The organism is Kitasatospora sp. NPDC057512, from assembly GCF_042802135.1.
In the GTDB taxonomy this organism is placed as follows: domain Bacteria; phylum Actinomycetota; class Actinomycetes; order Streptomycetales; family Streptomycetaceae; genus Kitasatospora.
In genome coordinates this window covers 1-15991 of record NZ_JBHVET010000106.1, presented here as the reverse complement: position 1 = coordinate 15991, position 15991 = coordinate 1, and the positions used below count along the sequence as shown (strand labels likewise).

The following is a 15991-nucleotide window of genomic DNA, read 5'->3' as shown; positions in this document are numbered from 1 at the left end:
CCCCTTTTCGGGTGCGCGGCCACGGTCTTCTCGCTTCCGGCACCCCTTGCCGTCACCGGCACCGCCGCCCGGAGTGTCCGACATCCTCCTTCCGGCGAGCCCCACCGGCAGCCGACCCGCCCGGGTGCCGGTCCGCCCCCTTCTGTCGCGCGGGCCGTATGCTGACGAACTGTTAGGTCTCTTGACAGACCAGTGGTCTAGTCCAAACATAAGCATGTCGATCCGACCGGGATGCACTGTGGGGGTGTGACCACCGGCGGCTGAGGCACTGCCCTGCCCTGCCATGCTCCGCTCCACCCCCGCTCCGTACGGCGCGCGCATCCGCACGCCGCCCGCGTCCACGCGAGTCGGTGGGCCTTCGCACGCCCGCACTCCCCCGCACTTCCCCGCACATCCCCGTACTCCCGGTTCCGACCCGGTCCCGGGGCCGCCGCCGACCCCACACGGCCGCCCCACCCGGACCGACCGCACCTCCCCAACGTCCTGCCCCACCAAGTCTGTTGGAGACATCCATGCGCCTTCGCCGAACAGTCCAGGCCGTGTTGACGGCCTGCGCCACACTGGCCGCCTCGGCCGGCCTGGTCGCCGCCGGGACGAGCTCCGCCCAGGCCGCCACGCCGCTTCCCAGCCGGGTCTTCGCCCCCTACTTCGAGTCCTGGACCGGGCAGAGCCCGGCCCAGCTGGCCGCGCAGTCCGGCGCCAAGCACCTGACCATGGCGTTCCTCCAGGCCGCCACCAAGGGCTCCTGCACGCCGTACTGGAACGGCGACACCTCCAAGCCGGTGTCCTCCGCGAGCTTCGGCGCCGACATCGCGACCATCCGCGCCAACGGCGGGGACGTGATCCCCTCCTTCGGCGGCTACACCGCCGACAACACCGGCACCGAGATCGCCGACAGCTGCACCGATGTCAACCAGATCGCGGCCGCCTTCGAGAACGTGATCACCACCTACGACGTCAGCCGGATCGACCTCGACATCGAGGACAACTCGCTGACCAACACCGCCGGGATCGACCGCCGCAACAAGGCCATCAAGCTCGTGCAGGACTGGGCCGCCGCCAACGGACGGAACATCCAGTTCTCCTACACGCTGCCCACCACCACCTCCGGGCTGGCCAGCAGCGGGCTCGCGGTGCTGAAGAACGCGGTCAGCAACAACGCGCGGATCGATGTCGTCAACATGATGACCTTCGACTACTACGACAACGCCGCCCACGACATGGCGGCCGACACCCAGACCTCCGCGCAGGGCCTCTACAACCAGCTCGCCAAGCTCTACCCGTCCAAGACCCCCGCCCAGTTGTGGGGTTCGATCGGGATCATCGAGATGATCGGTGTCGACGACTTCGGTCCGGCCGAGACCTTCACCCTGGCCAACGCCAACACCGTGTACAACTGGGCGGTCTCCAAGGGCATCAACACGCTGTCCTTCTGGGCGCTCCAGCGCGACAACGGCGGCTGCCCGGGCACGGCCGGCAACGACAACTGCTCCGGGATCGCCCAGAACACCTGGGACTTCACCCACATCTTCGCGCCGTTCACCAGCGGCTCGACGGTGAGCAACGACTTCTCGGTGTCGGCCAGCCCGAACTCCGCCACGGTCGCGGCCGGTTCGTCCACCTCGGCCACCATCGCGACGGCCGTGACAGCGGGTTCCGCACAGAGCGTCAACCTCACGGTCAGCGGCGCCCCGGCCGGCGTCACCGCCACCGTCACCCCCGGCAGCGTCACGGCGGGCAACAGCGCCACGCTGAACATCGGCACCACCTCCTCGGTGACGCCCGGGAGCTACCCGATCACGGTCACCGGCTCGGCGGCCTCCGGCAGCCACACCAGCACCTTCACCCTGACCGTCACCGGCGCCCAGCCCGGCAATGACTTCTCGGTCGCCGTGAACCCGAACTCCGGTACGGTCGCCGCTGGTTCGTCCACCTCGGCCACCATCTCGACGGCGGTCACCGCCGGCTCGGCGCAGAACCTCAACCTCGCGGTCATCAGCGAGCCGCGCGTCGGCATCACCGCCACCATCACCCCCGGCAGCGTCACCGCCGGCAACAGCGCCACTCTGAACATCTCCACCGCCGCGGACGTGGCTCCGGGCACCTACCCGCTGGGCATCAGCGCCACCGGGGCCTCCGGCAGCCACATCGCGTCCTACACGCTGACGGTCACCGGCACCACGCCGACCACCGGCGTGGTCAACGGCGACCTGGAGAGCGGCAGCCTGACCCCGTGGACCTGCCAGAGCGGCGGTGCCGTGGTCTCCACCCCGGTCCACTCCGGCGCCAAGGCGCTCCAGGCCGCGGCCACCGCCGGCCAGACCGGCGAGTGCGCGCAGACCGTCACCCTGAAGCCCAACACCAGCTACACCCTGAGCGGTTGGGTGCAGGGCAACTACGCCTACATCGGTGTCAACGGCGGCGCCACCGCCAGCGCGTGGGCCAACTCCTCCGGCTGGACCAAGCTGTCCGTCCCCTTCACCACCGGCGCCAACGGCACCGTCTCCGTGTACCTGCACGGCTGGTACGGCCAGGGCAACGTGTACGGGGATGACTTCTCCATCGCCTGAGGCCGCCTCGGGTGACGAATGACGGTTGACGAGCAACGGATAACGGATAACGGATGACAGCTGACAGATTTCATCATCTGTCAGCTGTCATCCGTCTTCTGTTCGCTGTTACCCGTTCGCTGGCATCCGTCCGCTGGCATCGGTCCGTCGCCAGTTGTCCGGCCGCCGGCCGCGGCGCTGCCGCCCGTCAGCCGCCCGCCGCCGCCCGCATCCGCTCCGGTCGGCACAGCGCCAGGTAGACCACCGTCGCGAGCACTCCGCAGACCAGGACCACCAGCGCCAGCAGCACCGCCGACGGCTGACCGCCGAGGCTGCTCAGCGGCGCGACCACCGCGGCGCACAGGAAGTTGCCCGTCCCGAGCAGCGCCGACGCGGTACCCGCCACCTGCGGCTCGACCAGGCCGAGCGCCTGGGCTGCGGTGTTCGGCAGCAGCACGCCCAGGCTGCCCATCATCACGAACAGCGGCGGGCAGAACCCGGCCAGCCCGAAGTCCCACACCGTGGTCAGCAGCACCAGCGCCACCCCGGCGGCGACCGCCGCCGCGAGGCTGCCCAGCATCAGCACCCGCTGTGTGAAGCGCGGCGCCAGCACGCGCCCGTTCACCTGGGTCATCACGACGATCGCGAACGAGTTCAGCCCGAACAGCAGGCTGTAGGTCTGCGGCGAGACCTGGTACACGTGCTGGAGCACCGTCGACGACCCGCTGATGTAGCCGAACAGCGCCCCGAAGGCGAGGGAGCTGGTCAGCGCCAGCCCGAGGAACGGCAGGTTGCCCAGCAGCCGTCCCATCGTCCGCAGGGTCGCGCCCACCCCGCCACGGTCCCGGATCTCCGGCGGCAGCGTCTCGCGCAGCACCCCGAAGGAGACCAGGGTGAGCAGCAGCCCGAGCGCCGTCAGCACGCCGAAGGTGCCGCGCCACGAGGTGAACCGCATCAGCTGCGCGCCGATGATCGGGGCGAGGATCGGCGCCAGCCCGGATATCAGGGCGATCGAGGCGAGGAAGCGCAGCAGCGCGACGCCCTGGAAGCGGTCCCGGGAGACGGCGCGTCCGATCACCAGCCCGGCGGAACCGGCCGCGCCCTGGACGAAGCGGGCGGCGATCAGCACCGCCAGGTTCGGCGCGAACACGCACACCACGCTGGACAGGGTGTAGAGGACGAGCCCGGCGAGCAGCGGCACCCGGCGCCCGTAGCGGTCGCTGAGCGGCCCGAAGAGCAGCTGCCCGGCGGCGACCCCGAACATCGAGAAGGTCAGGGTGAGCTGGACGGCGGCCGGCTGGGCGACCAGGTCGTCGGCGATCGCGGGCAGGCCCGGCAGGTAGAGGTCGGTGGTGAGCGGACCGAGCGCGGTGAGGCCGCCGAGGGCGGCGATCACGGCCCAGCCGGGACGGGTCCGGTCGGTGGCGGGCGCGGCGACGGATGCGGGCGCGGCGACGGATGCGGGCGCGGCGACGGATGCGGGGGCGACGGTGGTGGCGGCAGCGGTCGACGTGTCGTCGGTGGGGCCGACGGTCGGGCCGGGCATGGTTCTCCTTACGGACGGGCGACGTGGGGTTCGTTCGCGCTCCGTCCTACCGCAGCACGGTCCGGTTCCGACAGCGGGGGTGCGTGCTGTCCGGCTGTGGGGGTGCGCCGGGCGGGTCGCCCGCCGCCCGTTTCCGGCCCGCACACGGCGACGGCCCGCCCGCACCTTCCGGTGCCCGGCGGGCTGTTCCGTTCCGTTCCGTTCCCTGGTCGCGCTCAGCGCTCAGCGCTTGGCGACGCGCTCAGCGCTTGGCGACGTGCTCGGCGCGCAGTGCCGCCTGCACGGCCGCGCCGTCCTGCCACGCGTAGAGCTGGTTGCCGGTCAGCGCCACGTTGTAGTACCCGCAGGTGCCGCTGACCTTGGTCACGACGCCCTCGGGGAACCAGCCGGCCTTGAGCGACTCCGGCACCGGGTGCGCGCTCTTGCCCGGCAGCCCGGCGGTGCAGCCGACGGGCAGCCGCTCCTCCGGGAGGGTGGCGCGCAGCAGGCGGTCGTCACCCTTGGTGGACATCAGGTACTTCACCCCGGAGGCGTTGTCGGGCAGCCAGGTCGGCATCGACCGGCGGTCGGCCTTGGCCTGGGTGCCGGTCTCGTACGAGCCCTGCTGCTGGTGGCGCTCGTCGTACCAGTCGGACACCCGCGGGCCGACTGCCACGGCCGCCACGGCGACGGCCATGCCGGTACCCGCGACTCCCAGCGCGACCTTGCTCACGATGCCCTTCATGCCCGGCTGTCCTCTCCGTGTCGTGACCGGTGCGGCCGTTGCCGACCGCTCGTCTCCGCCGCCGGCGGCCGCTCAGGTCTGCGCCGCCGACCCGGTCGGCGTGCTCCACCGTCCGGTGCAACCATCGTGGCCCGTCCCGACCCGTCGGATCGTCACCACCAGGTCGCGATCTTGTCTCCAACCCACGGGGTACCTTCTCCACCTTCAGGCGTATGTCCTTCGGCAGGGACCCTGAGGCGCCCACGGGTTCCGGGCCCCACGGGTTCCGGGCCCCACGGGCTCCGGGTCCCACGGACTCCGGGCCCGACGGGCTCGGACGCGTGCCGCTCCGGCGCTCAGGTTGGCACGCCCGAATCGAGCGCGGCCCGAGCCCCGATCGAGCCTTGCTCAAGCCCGGCTCCGCCGCAGCCCGGCCTGCTGCACCCGGGGGCACCGATGCCCCCGGATGCGGACCGCCCGCCGCTCAGACCGCCGCCGGTATCTGCCTGGCCAGCGGGAACGGGCGGCCGTCGAGGGTCCAGTGCGGGTCGATCGGGCGCAGCAGGGAGGCGTACACCTGCGCGGCGACGTCCGGATGGCGGATCTCGCCGGTGGGCGGGCCGGCCGGGATACCGTGCCCGGCGCAGGCGACCCAGGCCGTCCGCTCCTCGACCGTACGGCCGCCGTGGCCACCGGCGTCCACGTGCCCGTGGTCGGTGACGACGATGACCGTCCACTGCTCCTCGGCGTAGGTCGCCCGGCCGCGGATGGCGTCGAGGAGGCGGCCGAGGCGCTCGTCGGCGGTGCGCATGGACGCGCGGTACTCGTCGCCGCAGCCCAGGAAGTGGGCGGTCTCGTCGACGGCGCCGAGGTAGACGAAGGAGGCCTCGGGGTCGGCGGCGCCGAGGACGTGGACGGCCTCCCGGACGACCTCCTCGTCCACCGCCTCCCAGGCCTCGGGGGTGTCCTCGGCGGGGGCCACGTAGGAGAGCCGGCCAGGGGCGCGGAACAGCGGGCCGCCGGACTCGTTGATCATCAGCGGGTCCCAGCCGGCCGCGACGAAGGTGCGGCGGCGGTCGCCCCGGGCGAGGCGGGTGGCGAAGTCGGGGAACACGTCGAGCCGGTTGCCGCCCAGATGGTTGCCCCAGACCCCGTGTTTGGCGGGCTCGACCCCGGTCACGATGGTGGTCCAGCACGGCCCGGACATGGTGGGCGTGCCGTCCGCGACCGTGACCGGCACCAGGAACCCGGCCTCGGCGACCTCCTCCAGGCGCGGCATCGGCACCTGAGCCAGGTAGTCGTGGCGGACACCGTCGATCCCGACGACGAGCACGCGGGGGCGGGGCCACTGGGCAGCGGACATGGGGCGTTCCTTTCGGTCGTGCGCATCCGACCGCGCCCGCCGAGGGCGCCGCCGACCGCGCCATGCTCCACCGACCGGCGTACCGGTCGGCGTCACCTCACCGAACGCCGGGTGTCCGAAAGGTGTCGGAAGAGCGCCGGGAGGCCACCGGGGCGGTCCGGGCCCGACCGGGACCGTACGAAACGGGCCGGCCCCGCCGACCATGCCGACGCTGCGGGCGGCCGGCGGCCGGCGGGGAGTCGGGGCTTTGGACGGCGGGGGCGGGTCACGACTGCGGGCGGAACTCGTGGACCACCTCGATGCGGCCGACGATGTGCCGGTTGAATTCGACCAACTCCTCGGCGGGCACCCAGAGTTCGAGGATCGTCCGGCCGCCCGCCCGCTGGACGGGGTAGCGGGCGAGGAAGGCGGTGTCGACCTCGAAGCGGGTGACGTAGCCGACGCCGGAGGCGGGCACGTTCCAGTCCCGGGCGATCCGGATCGCGTAGTCCTCGTTGAGGACGGGGTAGAAGATCGGCTGCTCGGGCAGGCGGGGCGGCCAGGCACGCCGGTCGGCGGCCTCGACCAGGGCCAGCTCCTCCGGGCCGGTGGGGCGCCAGAGGGTGGTGGTCGGGGGCCGCGTCGGGGCGTACTGGCTGGTCATGGCAGGGACGGTAGCCGGGCCGCGACGGGCCCGGCCACCGGATTTCCCGGGCCGGGAGGGGGCGGGCGGCAGCCCGTCAGCGGTAGGCGGACTCGCCGGTGATGGCCTCGCCGAGGACCAGGGTGTGGATCTCACTGGTGCCCTCGTAGGTGAGCACCGACTCCAGGTTGTTGGCGTGCCGCAGCACCGGGTACTCGGTGGTGATGCCGTTGGCGCCGAGCACCGTCCGGGCGCTGCGGGCGATCTCCAGCGCGGTGCGGACGTTGTTGAGCTTGCCGAAGCTGATGTGCGGCGGGCGGGCCGCGCCCTGCTCCTTGAGCCGCCCGATCCGCAGGGCGACCAGGTAGGCCTTCTCGACCTCCAGCATCATCTCGACCAGCTTCTGCTGGGTCAGCTGGAATCCCGCGATCGGGCGGTCGAACTGGATCCGGCTCTTGGCGTAGTCCAGGGCGGCGGTGTAGCAGTCGCGGGCGGCTCCGACGGTGCCCCAGAGGATGCCGTAGCGGGCCTCGTTGAGGGAGGAGAGCGGTCCGCGCAGGCCGACCACCCCGGGCAGCACGGCGTCGGCGGGCAGCACCACCTCGTCGAAGGCCAGCTCGCTGGTGACGGAGGCGCGCAGCGAGAGCTTGCCGTGCACGTCGGTGGCGGTCAGGCCGCGGGTGCCGCGCTCGACCAGGAAGCCGCGCACGCCCTCCTCGGTCTGCGCCCAGACCACGGCGACGTCGGCGATGCTGCCGTTGGTGATCCACATCTTGCTGCCGGACAGCACCCAGTCACCGCCCTCGCCGCCCTTCCGCACCGCCCGGGTCCGCATGTTGGCGGGGTCCGAACCGAAGTCCGGCTCGGTGAGGCCGAAGCAGCCGATCAGTTCGCCGGCGGCCATGCCGGGCAGCCAGCGCTGCTTCTGCTCCTCGGAGCCGAAGGCGTGGATCGAGCGCATGGCGAGCGAGCCCTGGACGGAGACGAAGCTGCGCAGCCCGGAGTCGGCCGCCTCCAACTCCATGCAGGCCACCCCGTACGCCACCGCGTCGGCGCCCGCGCAGCCGTAGCCGTCGAGGTGCATGCCGAGCACGCCCAGGGCGCCGAGCTCGGGGGCCAGCTCGCGGACCGGGAAGACCCCGCGCTCGAACCAGTCGCCGATGTGCGGGCGGATGCGCTCCTCGGTGAACCGGCGGACGGTGTCGCGGATCAGCCGCTCCTCGTCCGAGAGCAGGTCGCCGACGGCGAGCAGGTCGGACGGGTCGATCCGGGTCGGCTTCGTCATTGAAGCTCCTTGTACTCTCGGCGGAATACCAACGGAATACCGGCGAGTATCGCGCACCCGGCCGAGCGGTGGGCGGGCGCGAACGAGTGAGGATGGCGACATGTCCGACGGTGCGTACGTGGTCGGCGAGGTGACGGCCCAGGAGCTGGACGACTCGGCGGAGGAGTTCGCCGGGCTCCTGATGGAGACCGTGCACGGCGGCGCCTCGATCGGGTTCCTCGCCCCGCTGGCGCCCGACGAGGCCACGACGTGGTGGCGGGCGCTCGGCCCGGACCTCGCGGCAGGGCGGCTGGTGCTGTGGACCGCCCGGAACCGGACCGACGGACGGCTGGCCGGCACGGTGCAGCTGCGGCCGGCCACCACCGCGAACGGCCGCCACCGGGGCGAGGTGGCCAAGCTGATGGTGCACCCCGCCGATCGCGGACACCGGCTGGCGGGACGGCTGCTGGCGGCCCTGGAGGAACGGGCGGTGGAGCTGGGCATCCGGCTGCTGGTGCTGGACACCGAGACCGGAAGCCCGGCGGAGCGGCTCTACGAGGCGGCGGGCTGGACCCGGGTCGGCTCGGTGCCGGACTTCGCGGCCGACCCGGCGGGCGTGCTCCGGCCGACCACCATCTTCTTCAAGTCACCGACGCGCTGACGGGTCGACGGGTCGGGCGGGCCGGGCGGGCCGTGGGAACACAACGGATCGGGACGGAACGGGGGCAGGGCATGGCACGTTGGGCGCTGGTCGTGGAGGAGACGGTGGGCACCGGGCACGACCGGACCTGGGGCAGCAAGGTGCTCTCAGAGGTCGAAGGCAGCCGCGAGGAGGCCGTCGAGGAGCTGAGGCGACTCGTCCCCTCCTACACCCCGCAGCATCCGTTCAACAGCCGACGGCGGACGCTGCTCCGCGACGGGGACACCTACCTGCTGATCTCACAGGGGAGCATGCGCGACTACCACTGCGTGTTCAAGGTGTGGGAGCTGTTGTGGGACAGCACGCGACCGGAGGTCCAGGCGGAGCGCCTGGCCGAGGGGGACGCGGAGGACGGGTGACGAAGGACGGGCGACGGCGAACAGATGACAGATAACAGATAACAGATTTCAAACTCTGTCAGCCGTCACCCCACCCCGCAGAGCCGCAACACCGCCGTCGTCGCCGCACCGGCGACCACCACCGCCGGGAACGGCGCCCGGCGCAGCACCAGCACTCCTGCGACCAGCACGCCCGCCGGTCGGGCCCATCCCGCGAAGTCGTGCCCCTGGGTCAGCGCACCGGTTGCGATCAGGGCGACGAGGAGCACCGTCGCCGCGACGGCCAGCAGGTGGCGCAGCCGCTCCGAGAGGGCGAGCCGGCCGGCGAGCAGCGGCCCGGCGAGCCGGTAGGCGTACGTTCCGGCCGCGAGCAGCAGAACGGCGTACATCGGCATCATCGGGCCGTCTCCTTCTCACTGTTCACGGCACTCTCCCCGTTCACCGCACTCTCCCCCTTCACCGCGTTCCGCTCGTCCGCGGCTCTCCGGGCCGCCTCCCCCGCCACCGGCCGTCCGGCGAACAGCAGCCCGACGAGGGCCAGCAGCACCGGCAGCCCGGCCGGGACGAACGGCGTGGCGGCGACCGCGACCACCGCACCCACCAGCGCCGCCGTACGGCTTCGGCGATCCACGAGCGAGGGCAGGACGAGGGCGAGCAGCACCGCCGGGAAGGCGGCGTCCAGGCCGAGCGCGTCCGTGTCGCCGATCAGCCCGCCCGCGAGCGCGCCGAGCAGCACCGAGACGTTCCAGACCACGAACAGCGCGATCCCGCAGAGCCAGTACACGGCCTGGCGTCGGCGCGGCTCGTTCTGCCGCAGGGCGAAGGCGGCGGTCTCGTCGGTGAGCAGCTGCGCACCCAGCAGGCGCCGCCACCAGGGGCCGTCGAGCACGTCGGCCACGGTGAAGCCGAAGGGCAGCAGCCGGGCGTTGAGCACCAGTCCGGTGGCGACCGCGGCGAGCGCACCGCCGCCGGAGAGCACCACGCCGACCGCCGCGAACTGGGAACCGCCGGCGAACACCAGGGCGGAAAGGGCGACCGGCACCCAGAGCGGCAGACCGCCGGAGACGCTGATCGCGCCGAAGGAGGCGCCGACGAGGGCGTCGGCCAGGCAGACCAGGGCGACGTCCCGAAGGGTGGCGCGCTCCAGTGTTCGAAGTAGCGAACGCATGTTCACTAGAGTGAACCGCTCGGACCTAGTTCGTCAAGGCGAACAGGTGGACCGATCCAGCGAACGATGGCCGACGTGGTCGGTACGGTCGGCGCGACCGACCGTGGCAGCATGAACGGCGACATCAGCCGCACCGGGAACCGTGGAAGTGGAAGGGGCCAGGAGGAAAGCGTGAGTGGCGAGCATGAGTGACCAGAGCACCCCGGCAACGGGCCCCGGCGGCGGCAGCACTGGCGGCAACGGCACCGAGCTGATCGGCCAGATCGCCGCCTCGATCCGACGCGAGCGCGAGCGCAGCGGTCTGTCGATGGCCGAGCTGGCCCGGCGTGCGGGCATCGCCAAATCCACCCTGTCCCAGCTGGAGTCGGGTGCGGGCAACCCCAGCGTGGAGACGCTCTGGGCGCTCGGGGTCGCACTGAACGTGCCGTTCAGCCGGCTGGTCGATCCGCCGCGCCCGGTGGTCAGGGTGATCCGGGTCGGCGAGGGCCCGGTGACCCACTCCGAGCGCGCCGACTACGCCGCCACCGTACTCTCCGCCTGCCCACCCAATGCCCGGCGCGACATCTACCGGATCGAGGCGCAGCCGGGCGAGACCAGGGCCTCCGACCCGCACATGCCCGGCACCGTCGAGCACGTGCTGATCGGCGCCGGGCGGGCGCTGGTCGGGCCGACGGAGGCGCCGGTGGAACTGGGACCGGGCGACTACGTGAGCTACCCGGGCGACGCTCCGCACGTGTTCCGCGCCCTGGCCCCGGACACCCTCGCGGTGATCGTCATGGAACACATCTGACGATCAGTCAGCACCCCCGAGTAGGCACGGGCTACTTCAACAGCCCGTCCAGGAAGGGGTTTCCGAACACCCGGTGCGGGTCGTGACGGTCCAGGACGGCGACCGCCTCGTCCCAGCCGGGCCCGCCGCCGGCCCGCAGGCTGTCGGGGATGGCCCGGCCGATCATGTCCGGGTCGGACCAGGCGGCGGCGTCGGTGTAGGCCCAGCCCTTGGACCACTCGACCCGCAGGCCCGCCCGGGTGCCGTCGAAGGTGCGCAGCAGCCACTGCTCCAACTCCCGGGCGAAGCGCTCCAGTCCGGGGGTGCCGGGGAAGGCGAGGACGTCCAGCCAGACCGCGGTGTCCCACTCCGGGCGGTCGGCGCGGGGGCGCAGCGCGGACAGCAGCGGGGGCCGGGCGCCGGGGACGCCGGAGGCGGCCGGGTCGTCCAGGCCGGTGACCCGGATCTCCACCGCGCCGTTCACCGGGAACTCGCCCCGGGCCTGGTAGGTGGCGAGCAACTCCCGGTAGTAGGCGGCGAATTCGCTCACCACCCACTGGAGGTCGGCACGCTTGGTGAGGATGGCGTAGCCGTTGGCGGTGACCCGCAGGGTGGTCGGGCGGACGTACTGGAGCAGGGTGCGGGAAGGGCCCCAGAGGTCGGAGTGCAGTCCGCCGGCGAGCAGGTGGGTGAGCGCCTCGCCGCTGAGCAGCTGGCGCAGCAGGTCGCCGGAGAGCAGGATGTCCGTGATGTCGCCGGTGAGCCCCACCTTCGCGACCAGGTACTGGAGTTGGCCGAACAGCGGGGCCGATGCCCAGGCGCCGGTGACGATCTCCCCGGCGAGCCGGGCGACCGGCTCCGGAATGCTGTCCGAGAAGGGGTAGTTGTAGGGGCGGTCGACGGAGAGGGAGGCGAGCGGCTTGTTCGGGGTGACGCTCCAGGTCTTGAGCCAGGGGTACTCGGTGTAGGCGAACCAGATCGCCTCGACCCGGCCGTCGCGGTCCACGAAGTCGGCGAGGGTACGCGGGCCTCCCCCGCCACCGAGGACGCCGCCCAGCACTCCCCCGAGCACTCCGCCGAGCCCGCCGCCGGTCCCCGCGCCGGCCCCACTGCCGCTACCCGGGCGGGCGAAGAGCTCGCTCGCCGGGATGTCGAGCCGGCTGACGCAGCGCAACGGGCGGTCGGCGCCGGCCCGCAGCACCACCTCGGTGAGGAAGGCGCGGCCCAGGTGCACCAGGAAGGCGGCGCTGTCGGCCTCGGAGCGGTCGAAGGTGCGCAGCGTGTAGCGGCCGGTGGCCGGGTCGAGGACGACGGCGGTGAGTCGGACGACCTGGTTGCTGACCGAGCCGTAGCCGTGCCCCTCCGGCCGTACCTCCCCGACCGCCGCGGCGGCGGTGCCGTGGCCGCCGATGGCGAGCACACCGCCGACGGTGAGCTCGCCGGGGGCCGGGCAGGCGGTCAGGCCGAGGCCGCGCTGGGCCAGGTGCGCGAGCAGGGCCTCCATGGTGGCGCCGGTCTGCACCCGGACGGTGCCGGGCGAGTCGGCGCTGATGGCGGTGAGGTACCGGCTGGTGTCCACGAGCAGGACCCGGGCGCTCTCCGGGGTCCCGGCGGCGACGGTGAGCGGCGCCCAGGTGTGCCGGTACCCGGAGGCGCGCAGCCGCCAGCCGTTGGCGTGCGCCCAGTCGGCGAGGGCCGGGACCTCCTCGGGGGTGCGGGGCGCGCAGGTCCACAGCTGGTCGGTGCGGATCTCGCCGGACCAGTTCTGGAAGACCCGCTGGTAGAGCTCGGTGCCGACCGGCAGCCCGGGCGGTACGGGCCCGGCGGCCTCGGCGCTGTCCGGGCCGACGGTGCCGCGCAGCAGCCAGGCCGCGCCGCCGAGCACCGCCGACGCGCCCAGCAGCTGTCGGCGGGTGAGGCCGCCGGAGGTGCTCCTGCGCGTGCCCGCCGGGGCGGTCGACGAGGCTCTCGCCGGGGCCTGCGCCCGGGCGCCCGTGGGGGCCTCCGTCGGGGCGTCCGCAGCGGCGTCCACCTGGGCATACATGGGGGTATTCATGGGTGTATTCATGGGGGTCATCCCTTCCGGTGTCGCCCCGTCACCCGTTCCGCCCATCGAGCCGTGTCCTGTGGTCATCCGTCCGTCCGCCCCTTCGCGCTGGTCCCCCCGGGCCGAGCTGCGGCGATCCGGGTCCGGCCGGAATCCGCCCGGCCCGGTCTGGAGCGTATGGAGGGGCGTACGGCCGTTTGAAGCACCCGCCGGGGATCTCACTCCTTCGAGTGAGATAGGTCCGATCCGCCCCGGGAACCCCGTCCACCTGCACAGCTCCTCGTCCGGACTCCGTTGCCCGGGTCCTCGGCGGGCGCATAGGTTGATCACGGTCGCCCCATTGATCACGGTCACCCATCCCGCCCACCGGAGGCCCCGCCATGCCCTCGTCCGCGAACCCGCCCGTGCCCGCACGTCCCATGCCCGGGCCGCTGACGGTCGCCGTCGCCCAGCCCGTCTGCGCCGCCGCCGGCCGTCCGGACACCGTGTCCGAGAACGTGGCCCTGCACGCCGTGGCGGTACGGGAGGCGGGCACCCGGCTGGTGGTGTTCCCCGAGCTGTCGCTGACCGGCTACGACCTGACCGCACCGGCCGTCGACCCGGCGGACGCCCGGCTCGCACCGCTGGTGGCGGCCTGCGCCGCGACCGGTGCCGTCGCCCTGGTCGGGGCGCCGGTGATCGAGGCCGACGGGCGCGAGTCCATCGCCACGCTGGCGGTCACCGGGGAGGGCGCCGAGGTCGTCTACCGGAAGATGCGCCTGCACGGCGCCGAGGTCGAGCGCTTCGCCCCGGGCGAGAAGCCCGTCGTCCTGGAGCTGGACGGTCTGCGGCTCGGGCTCGCCGTCTGCGCGGACGCCGCCGATCCGACGCACGCCGAGGAGACCGCCGCGCTCGGCATCGACGCCTACGTGGCCTCCACCCTCTACGGGCCCGGCGCCGCCCAGGCCGAGCGCCGGGACGGCCACGTCCGCGACCGGGCCGCCGCCCACGGGGTCTGGTGCGTGCTCGCGACCTGCGCCGGGACCACCGGCGAGTACCCGGACAGCTCGGGCGGCTCCGGCGTCTGGGCCCCGGGCGGCGGCCTCGTCGCCCAGGCCGGTACCGCCCCGGGCGAGCTGGTCCGCGCCGAGGTGGTCCGCGCCGAGGTGGCCCGTACCGAGCCGCCCCGGCAGTAGGCGCCTGCCCGGGAGCCAGAGCCGCCTCGACAGCGGGACCCCGGCCCCGGAAGCCGAGCCGCCTCGACGCCAGGAGCCCGGACCCCGGAACCGGGAACCGGGAACCGGGAACCGGGTCACCCCGACCGGAAATACCCGGGCCCCGCTCGCGGCTGTGGTGATCGGAGATCCGTTCCGGGCCCGGTCGGGCCCGTACAGGAGGTGCAGCGCGCGATGGGTGGCCAGCAGGAGAAGCCGCAGGAGTACCGGATCGAGCACGACTCGATGGGCGAGGTCCGGGTGCCGGCCGACGCGAAGTGGCAGGCGCAGACACAGCGGGCGGTGGAGAACTTCCCGGTGTCCGGTCAGCGGCTGGAGCGGGCGCACATCGCCGCGCTGGCCCGGATCAAGGCGGCAGCCGCCCGGGTGAACGCCCGGCTCGGGGTGCTGGACGAGGAGACGGCGGAGGCGATCGCGGCGGCGGCCGAGGAGGTCGCGGAGGGGCGCTGGGACGACCAGTTCCCGGTGGACGTGTTCCAGACCGGCTCGGGCACCTCGTCCAACATGAACACCAACGAGGTGATCGCCACCCTGGCCGGGGAGCGGCTGGGCCGGCCGGTCCACCCGAACGACCACGTCAACGCCAGCCAGTCGTCCAACGACGTCTTCCCGTCCTCGATCCACATCGCCGCCACCGGCGCCGTCACCCACGACCTGGTCCCGGCGCTGGAGCACCTCGCGGAGTCGTTGGAGCGCAAGGCCGCCGAGTTCGCCCGGGTGGTCAAGTCGGGCCGCACGCACCTGATGGACGCCACGCCCGTCACGCTCGGCCAGGAGTTCGGCGGCTACGCGGCGCAGGTGCGGCACGGGCGGGAGCGGCTGCTGGCCACCCTCCCCCGGGTGGCCGAACTCCCGCTCGGCGGCACGGCGGTGGGCACCGGGATCAACACCCCGCCCGGCTTCCCGGCGGCCGTCATCGCGGAGGTAGCCCGCGCCACCGACCTGCCGCTGACCGAGGCCAGGAACCACTTCGAGGCGCAGGGCGCACGGGACGCCCTGGTCGAACTGAGCGGTCAACTGCGCACGGTGGCGGTCGGGTTCACGAAGATCGCGAACGACCTGCGGTGGATGGGATCCGGCCCGCGCACCGGGCTCGGCGAGATCAACCTGCCGGACCTCCAGCCGGGTTCGTCGATCATGCCGGGCAAGGTGAACCCGGTGCTGCCCGAGGTCGTGCTGATGGTCGCCGCCCAGGTGGTGGGCAACGACGCGACGGTGACCCTGGCGGGCGCGAGCGGCAACTTCGAGCTGAACGTGATGCTCCCGGTGATCGCCCGCAACGTGCTGGAGTCGGTGCGGCTGCTCGCCAACAGCGCCCGACTGCTGGCCGACCGGACGGTGGACGGCATCACCGCCAACGTCGAACGGGCCCGGGAGTACGCGGAGTCCTCGCCCTCGGTGGTGACGCCGCTGAACCGCTACATCGGGTACGAGGAGGCCGCGAAGGTCGCCAAGCAGGCGCTGGCCGAGCGCAAGACGATCCGTCAGGTGGTGCTGGAGCGCGGCTACGTCGAACAGGGCAGGCTCACCGAGGAGCAGCTGGACGAGGCGCTGGACGTGCTGCGGATGACGCACCCCTAGCGGGCCGGGCGGCGGCCGGGGCCCGCCGGGGTGCGGCTTGGTCCCGATCCTCGGCCAGGTCTTCGTCCGGGGTTTCGTCCGGGGTTTCGTCCACGCCCTCGCCGGAGGACGTGCGCCGGGGCGCGGC

The 15991-nt window shown here is 73.1% G+C and carries 14 protein-coding genes; 6 read left to right on the top strand and 8 right to left on the bottom strand.

Annotation, left to right across the window (positions count from 1 at the left end):
* Positions 1–512 precede the first annotated feature (512 nt).
* Positions 513–2570 (top strand): glycosyl hydrolase family 18 protein, encoded by a 2058-nt coding sequence (locus ACFU6K_RS10345; RefSeq protein WP_380662135.1) that lies wholly within the window; start codon positions 513–515, stop codon positions 2568–2570.
* Positions 2571–2757: 187 nt separating this feature from the next.
* Here the strand turns inward: ACFU6K_RS10345 and ACFU6K_RS10340 are convergent, their stop codons facing one another.
* The 5 genes from ACFU6K_RS10340 to ACFU6K_RS10320 form a co-directional block, all read right to left on the bottom strand.
* On the bottom strand, positions 2758–4095 hold the full coding sequence (locus ACFU6K_RS10340; RefSeq protein WP_380662134.1) for a multidrug effflux MFS transporter: 1338 nt from the start codon (positions 4093–4095) through the stop codon (positions 2758–2760).
* 241 nt (positions 4096–4336) lie between these two features.
* Complete coding sequence (locus ACFU6K_RS10335; protein ID WP_380662133.1) at positions 4337–4819, bottom strand: hypothetical protein; 483 nt, start codon at positions 4817–4819, stop codon at positions 4337–4339.
* Between the two features lie 463 nt (positions 4820–5282).
* Positions 5283–6161 (bottom strand): alkaline phosphatase family protein, encoded by an 879-nt coding sequence (locus ACFU6K_RS10330; protein ID WP_380662132.1) that lies wholly within the window; start codon positions 6159–6161, stop codon positions 5283–5285.
* Between the two features lie 265 nt (positions 6162–6426).
* A complete protein-coding gene (locus ACFU6K_RS10325; RefSeq protein ID WP_380662131.1) occupies positions 6427–6804 on the bottom strand; it encodes an ADP-ribosylation/crystallin J1 in 378 nt (125 codons plus the stop codon).
* A 76-nt stretch (positions 6805–6880) separates the two neighbouring features.
* Positions 6881–8068 (bottom strand): acyl-CoA dehydrogenase family protein, encoded by a 1188-nt coding sequence (locus ACFU6K_RS10320; RefSeq protein ID WP_380662130.1) that lies wholly within the window; start codon positions 8066–8068, stop codon positions 6881–6883.
* Positions 8069–8168: 100 nt separating this feature from the next.
* On the opposite strand from ACFU6K_RS10320, the gene ACFU6K_RS10315 reads away from it, so the two are divergent.
* Entirely contained in the window at positions 8169–8708 is a 540-nt protein-coding gene (locus ACFU6K_RS10315) for a GNAT family N-acetyltransferase (protein WP_380662129.1), read from the top strand.
* Positions 8709–8779: 71 nt separating this feature from the next.
* Positions 8780–9106, top strand: coding sequence for a hypothetical protein (locus tag ACFU6K_RS10310; protein ID WP_380662128.1), 327 nt, complete (start codon positions 8780–8782; stop codon positions 9104–9106).
* Positions 9107–9171: 65 nt separating this feature from the next.
* Here the strand turns inward: ACFU6K_RS10310 and ACFU6K_RS10305 are convergent, their stop codons facing one another.
* Both ACFU6K_RS10305 and ACFU6K_RS10300 read right to left on the bottom strand, forming a co-directional pair.
* Entirely contained in the window at positions 9172–9480 is a 309-nt protein-coding gene (locus ACFU6K_RS10305) for an AzlD domain-containing protein (protein ID WP_380662136.1), read from the bottom strand.
* Positions 9480–10253, bottom strand: coding sequence for an AzlC family ABC transporter permease (locus ACFU6K_RS10300; RefSeq protein ID WP_380662127.1), 774 nt, complete (start codon positions 10251–10253; stop codon positions 9480–9482). Before ACFU6K_RS10300 ends, ACFU6K_RS10305 begins: the two co-directional genes overlap by 1 nt.
* Positions 10254–10437: 184 nt before the next feature.
* Between ACFU6K_RS10300 and ACFU6K_RS10295 the strand changes: the two genes are divergently transcribed.
* Complete coding sequence (locus ACFU6K_RS10295; protein ID WP_380662126.1) at positions 10438–11043, top strand: helix-turn-helix domain-containing protein; 606 nt, start codon at positions 10438–10440, stop codon at positions 11041–11043.
* A gap of 31 nt (positions 11044–11074) precedes the next feature.
* Here the strand turns inward: ACFU6K_RS10295 and ACFU6K_RS10290 are convergent, their stop codons facing one another.
* On the bottom strand, positions 11075–13078 hold the full coding sequence (locus ACFU6K_RS10290) for a cholesterol oxidase substrate-binding domain-containing protein (protein WP_380662125.1): 2004 nt from the start codon (positions 13076–13078) through the stop codon (positions 11075–11077).
* Positions 13079–13473: 395 nt separating this feature from the next.
* Here ACFU6K_RS10290 and ACFU6K_RS10285 point away from each other — a divergent pair, with 395 nt between their 5' ends.
* Entirely contained in the window at positions 13474–14244 is a 771-nt protein-coding gene (locus ACFU6K_RS10285) for a carbon-nitrogen hydrolase family protein (RefSeq protein ID WP_380662124.1), read from the top strand.
* Between the two features lie 213 nt (positions 14245–14457).
* Positions 14458–15864, top strand: coding sequence for a class II fumarate hydratase (locus tag ACFU6K_RS10280; RefSeq protein WP_380662123.1), 1407 nt, complete (start codon positions 14458–14460; stop codon positions 15862–15864).
* Positions 15865–15991: the final 127 nt, after the last annotated feature.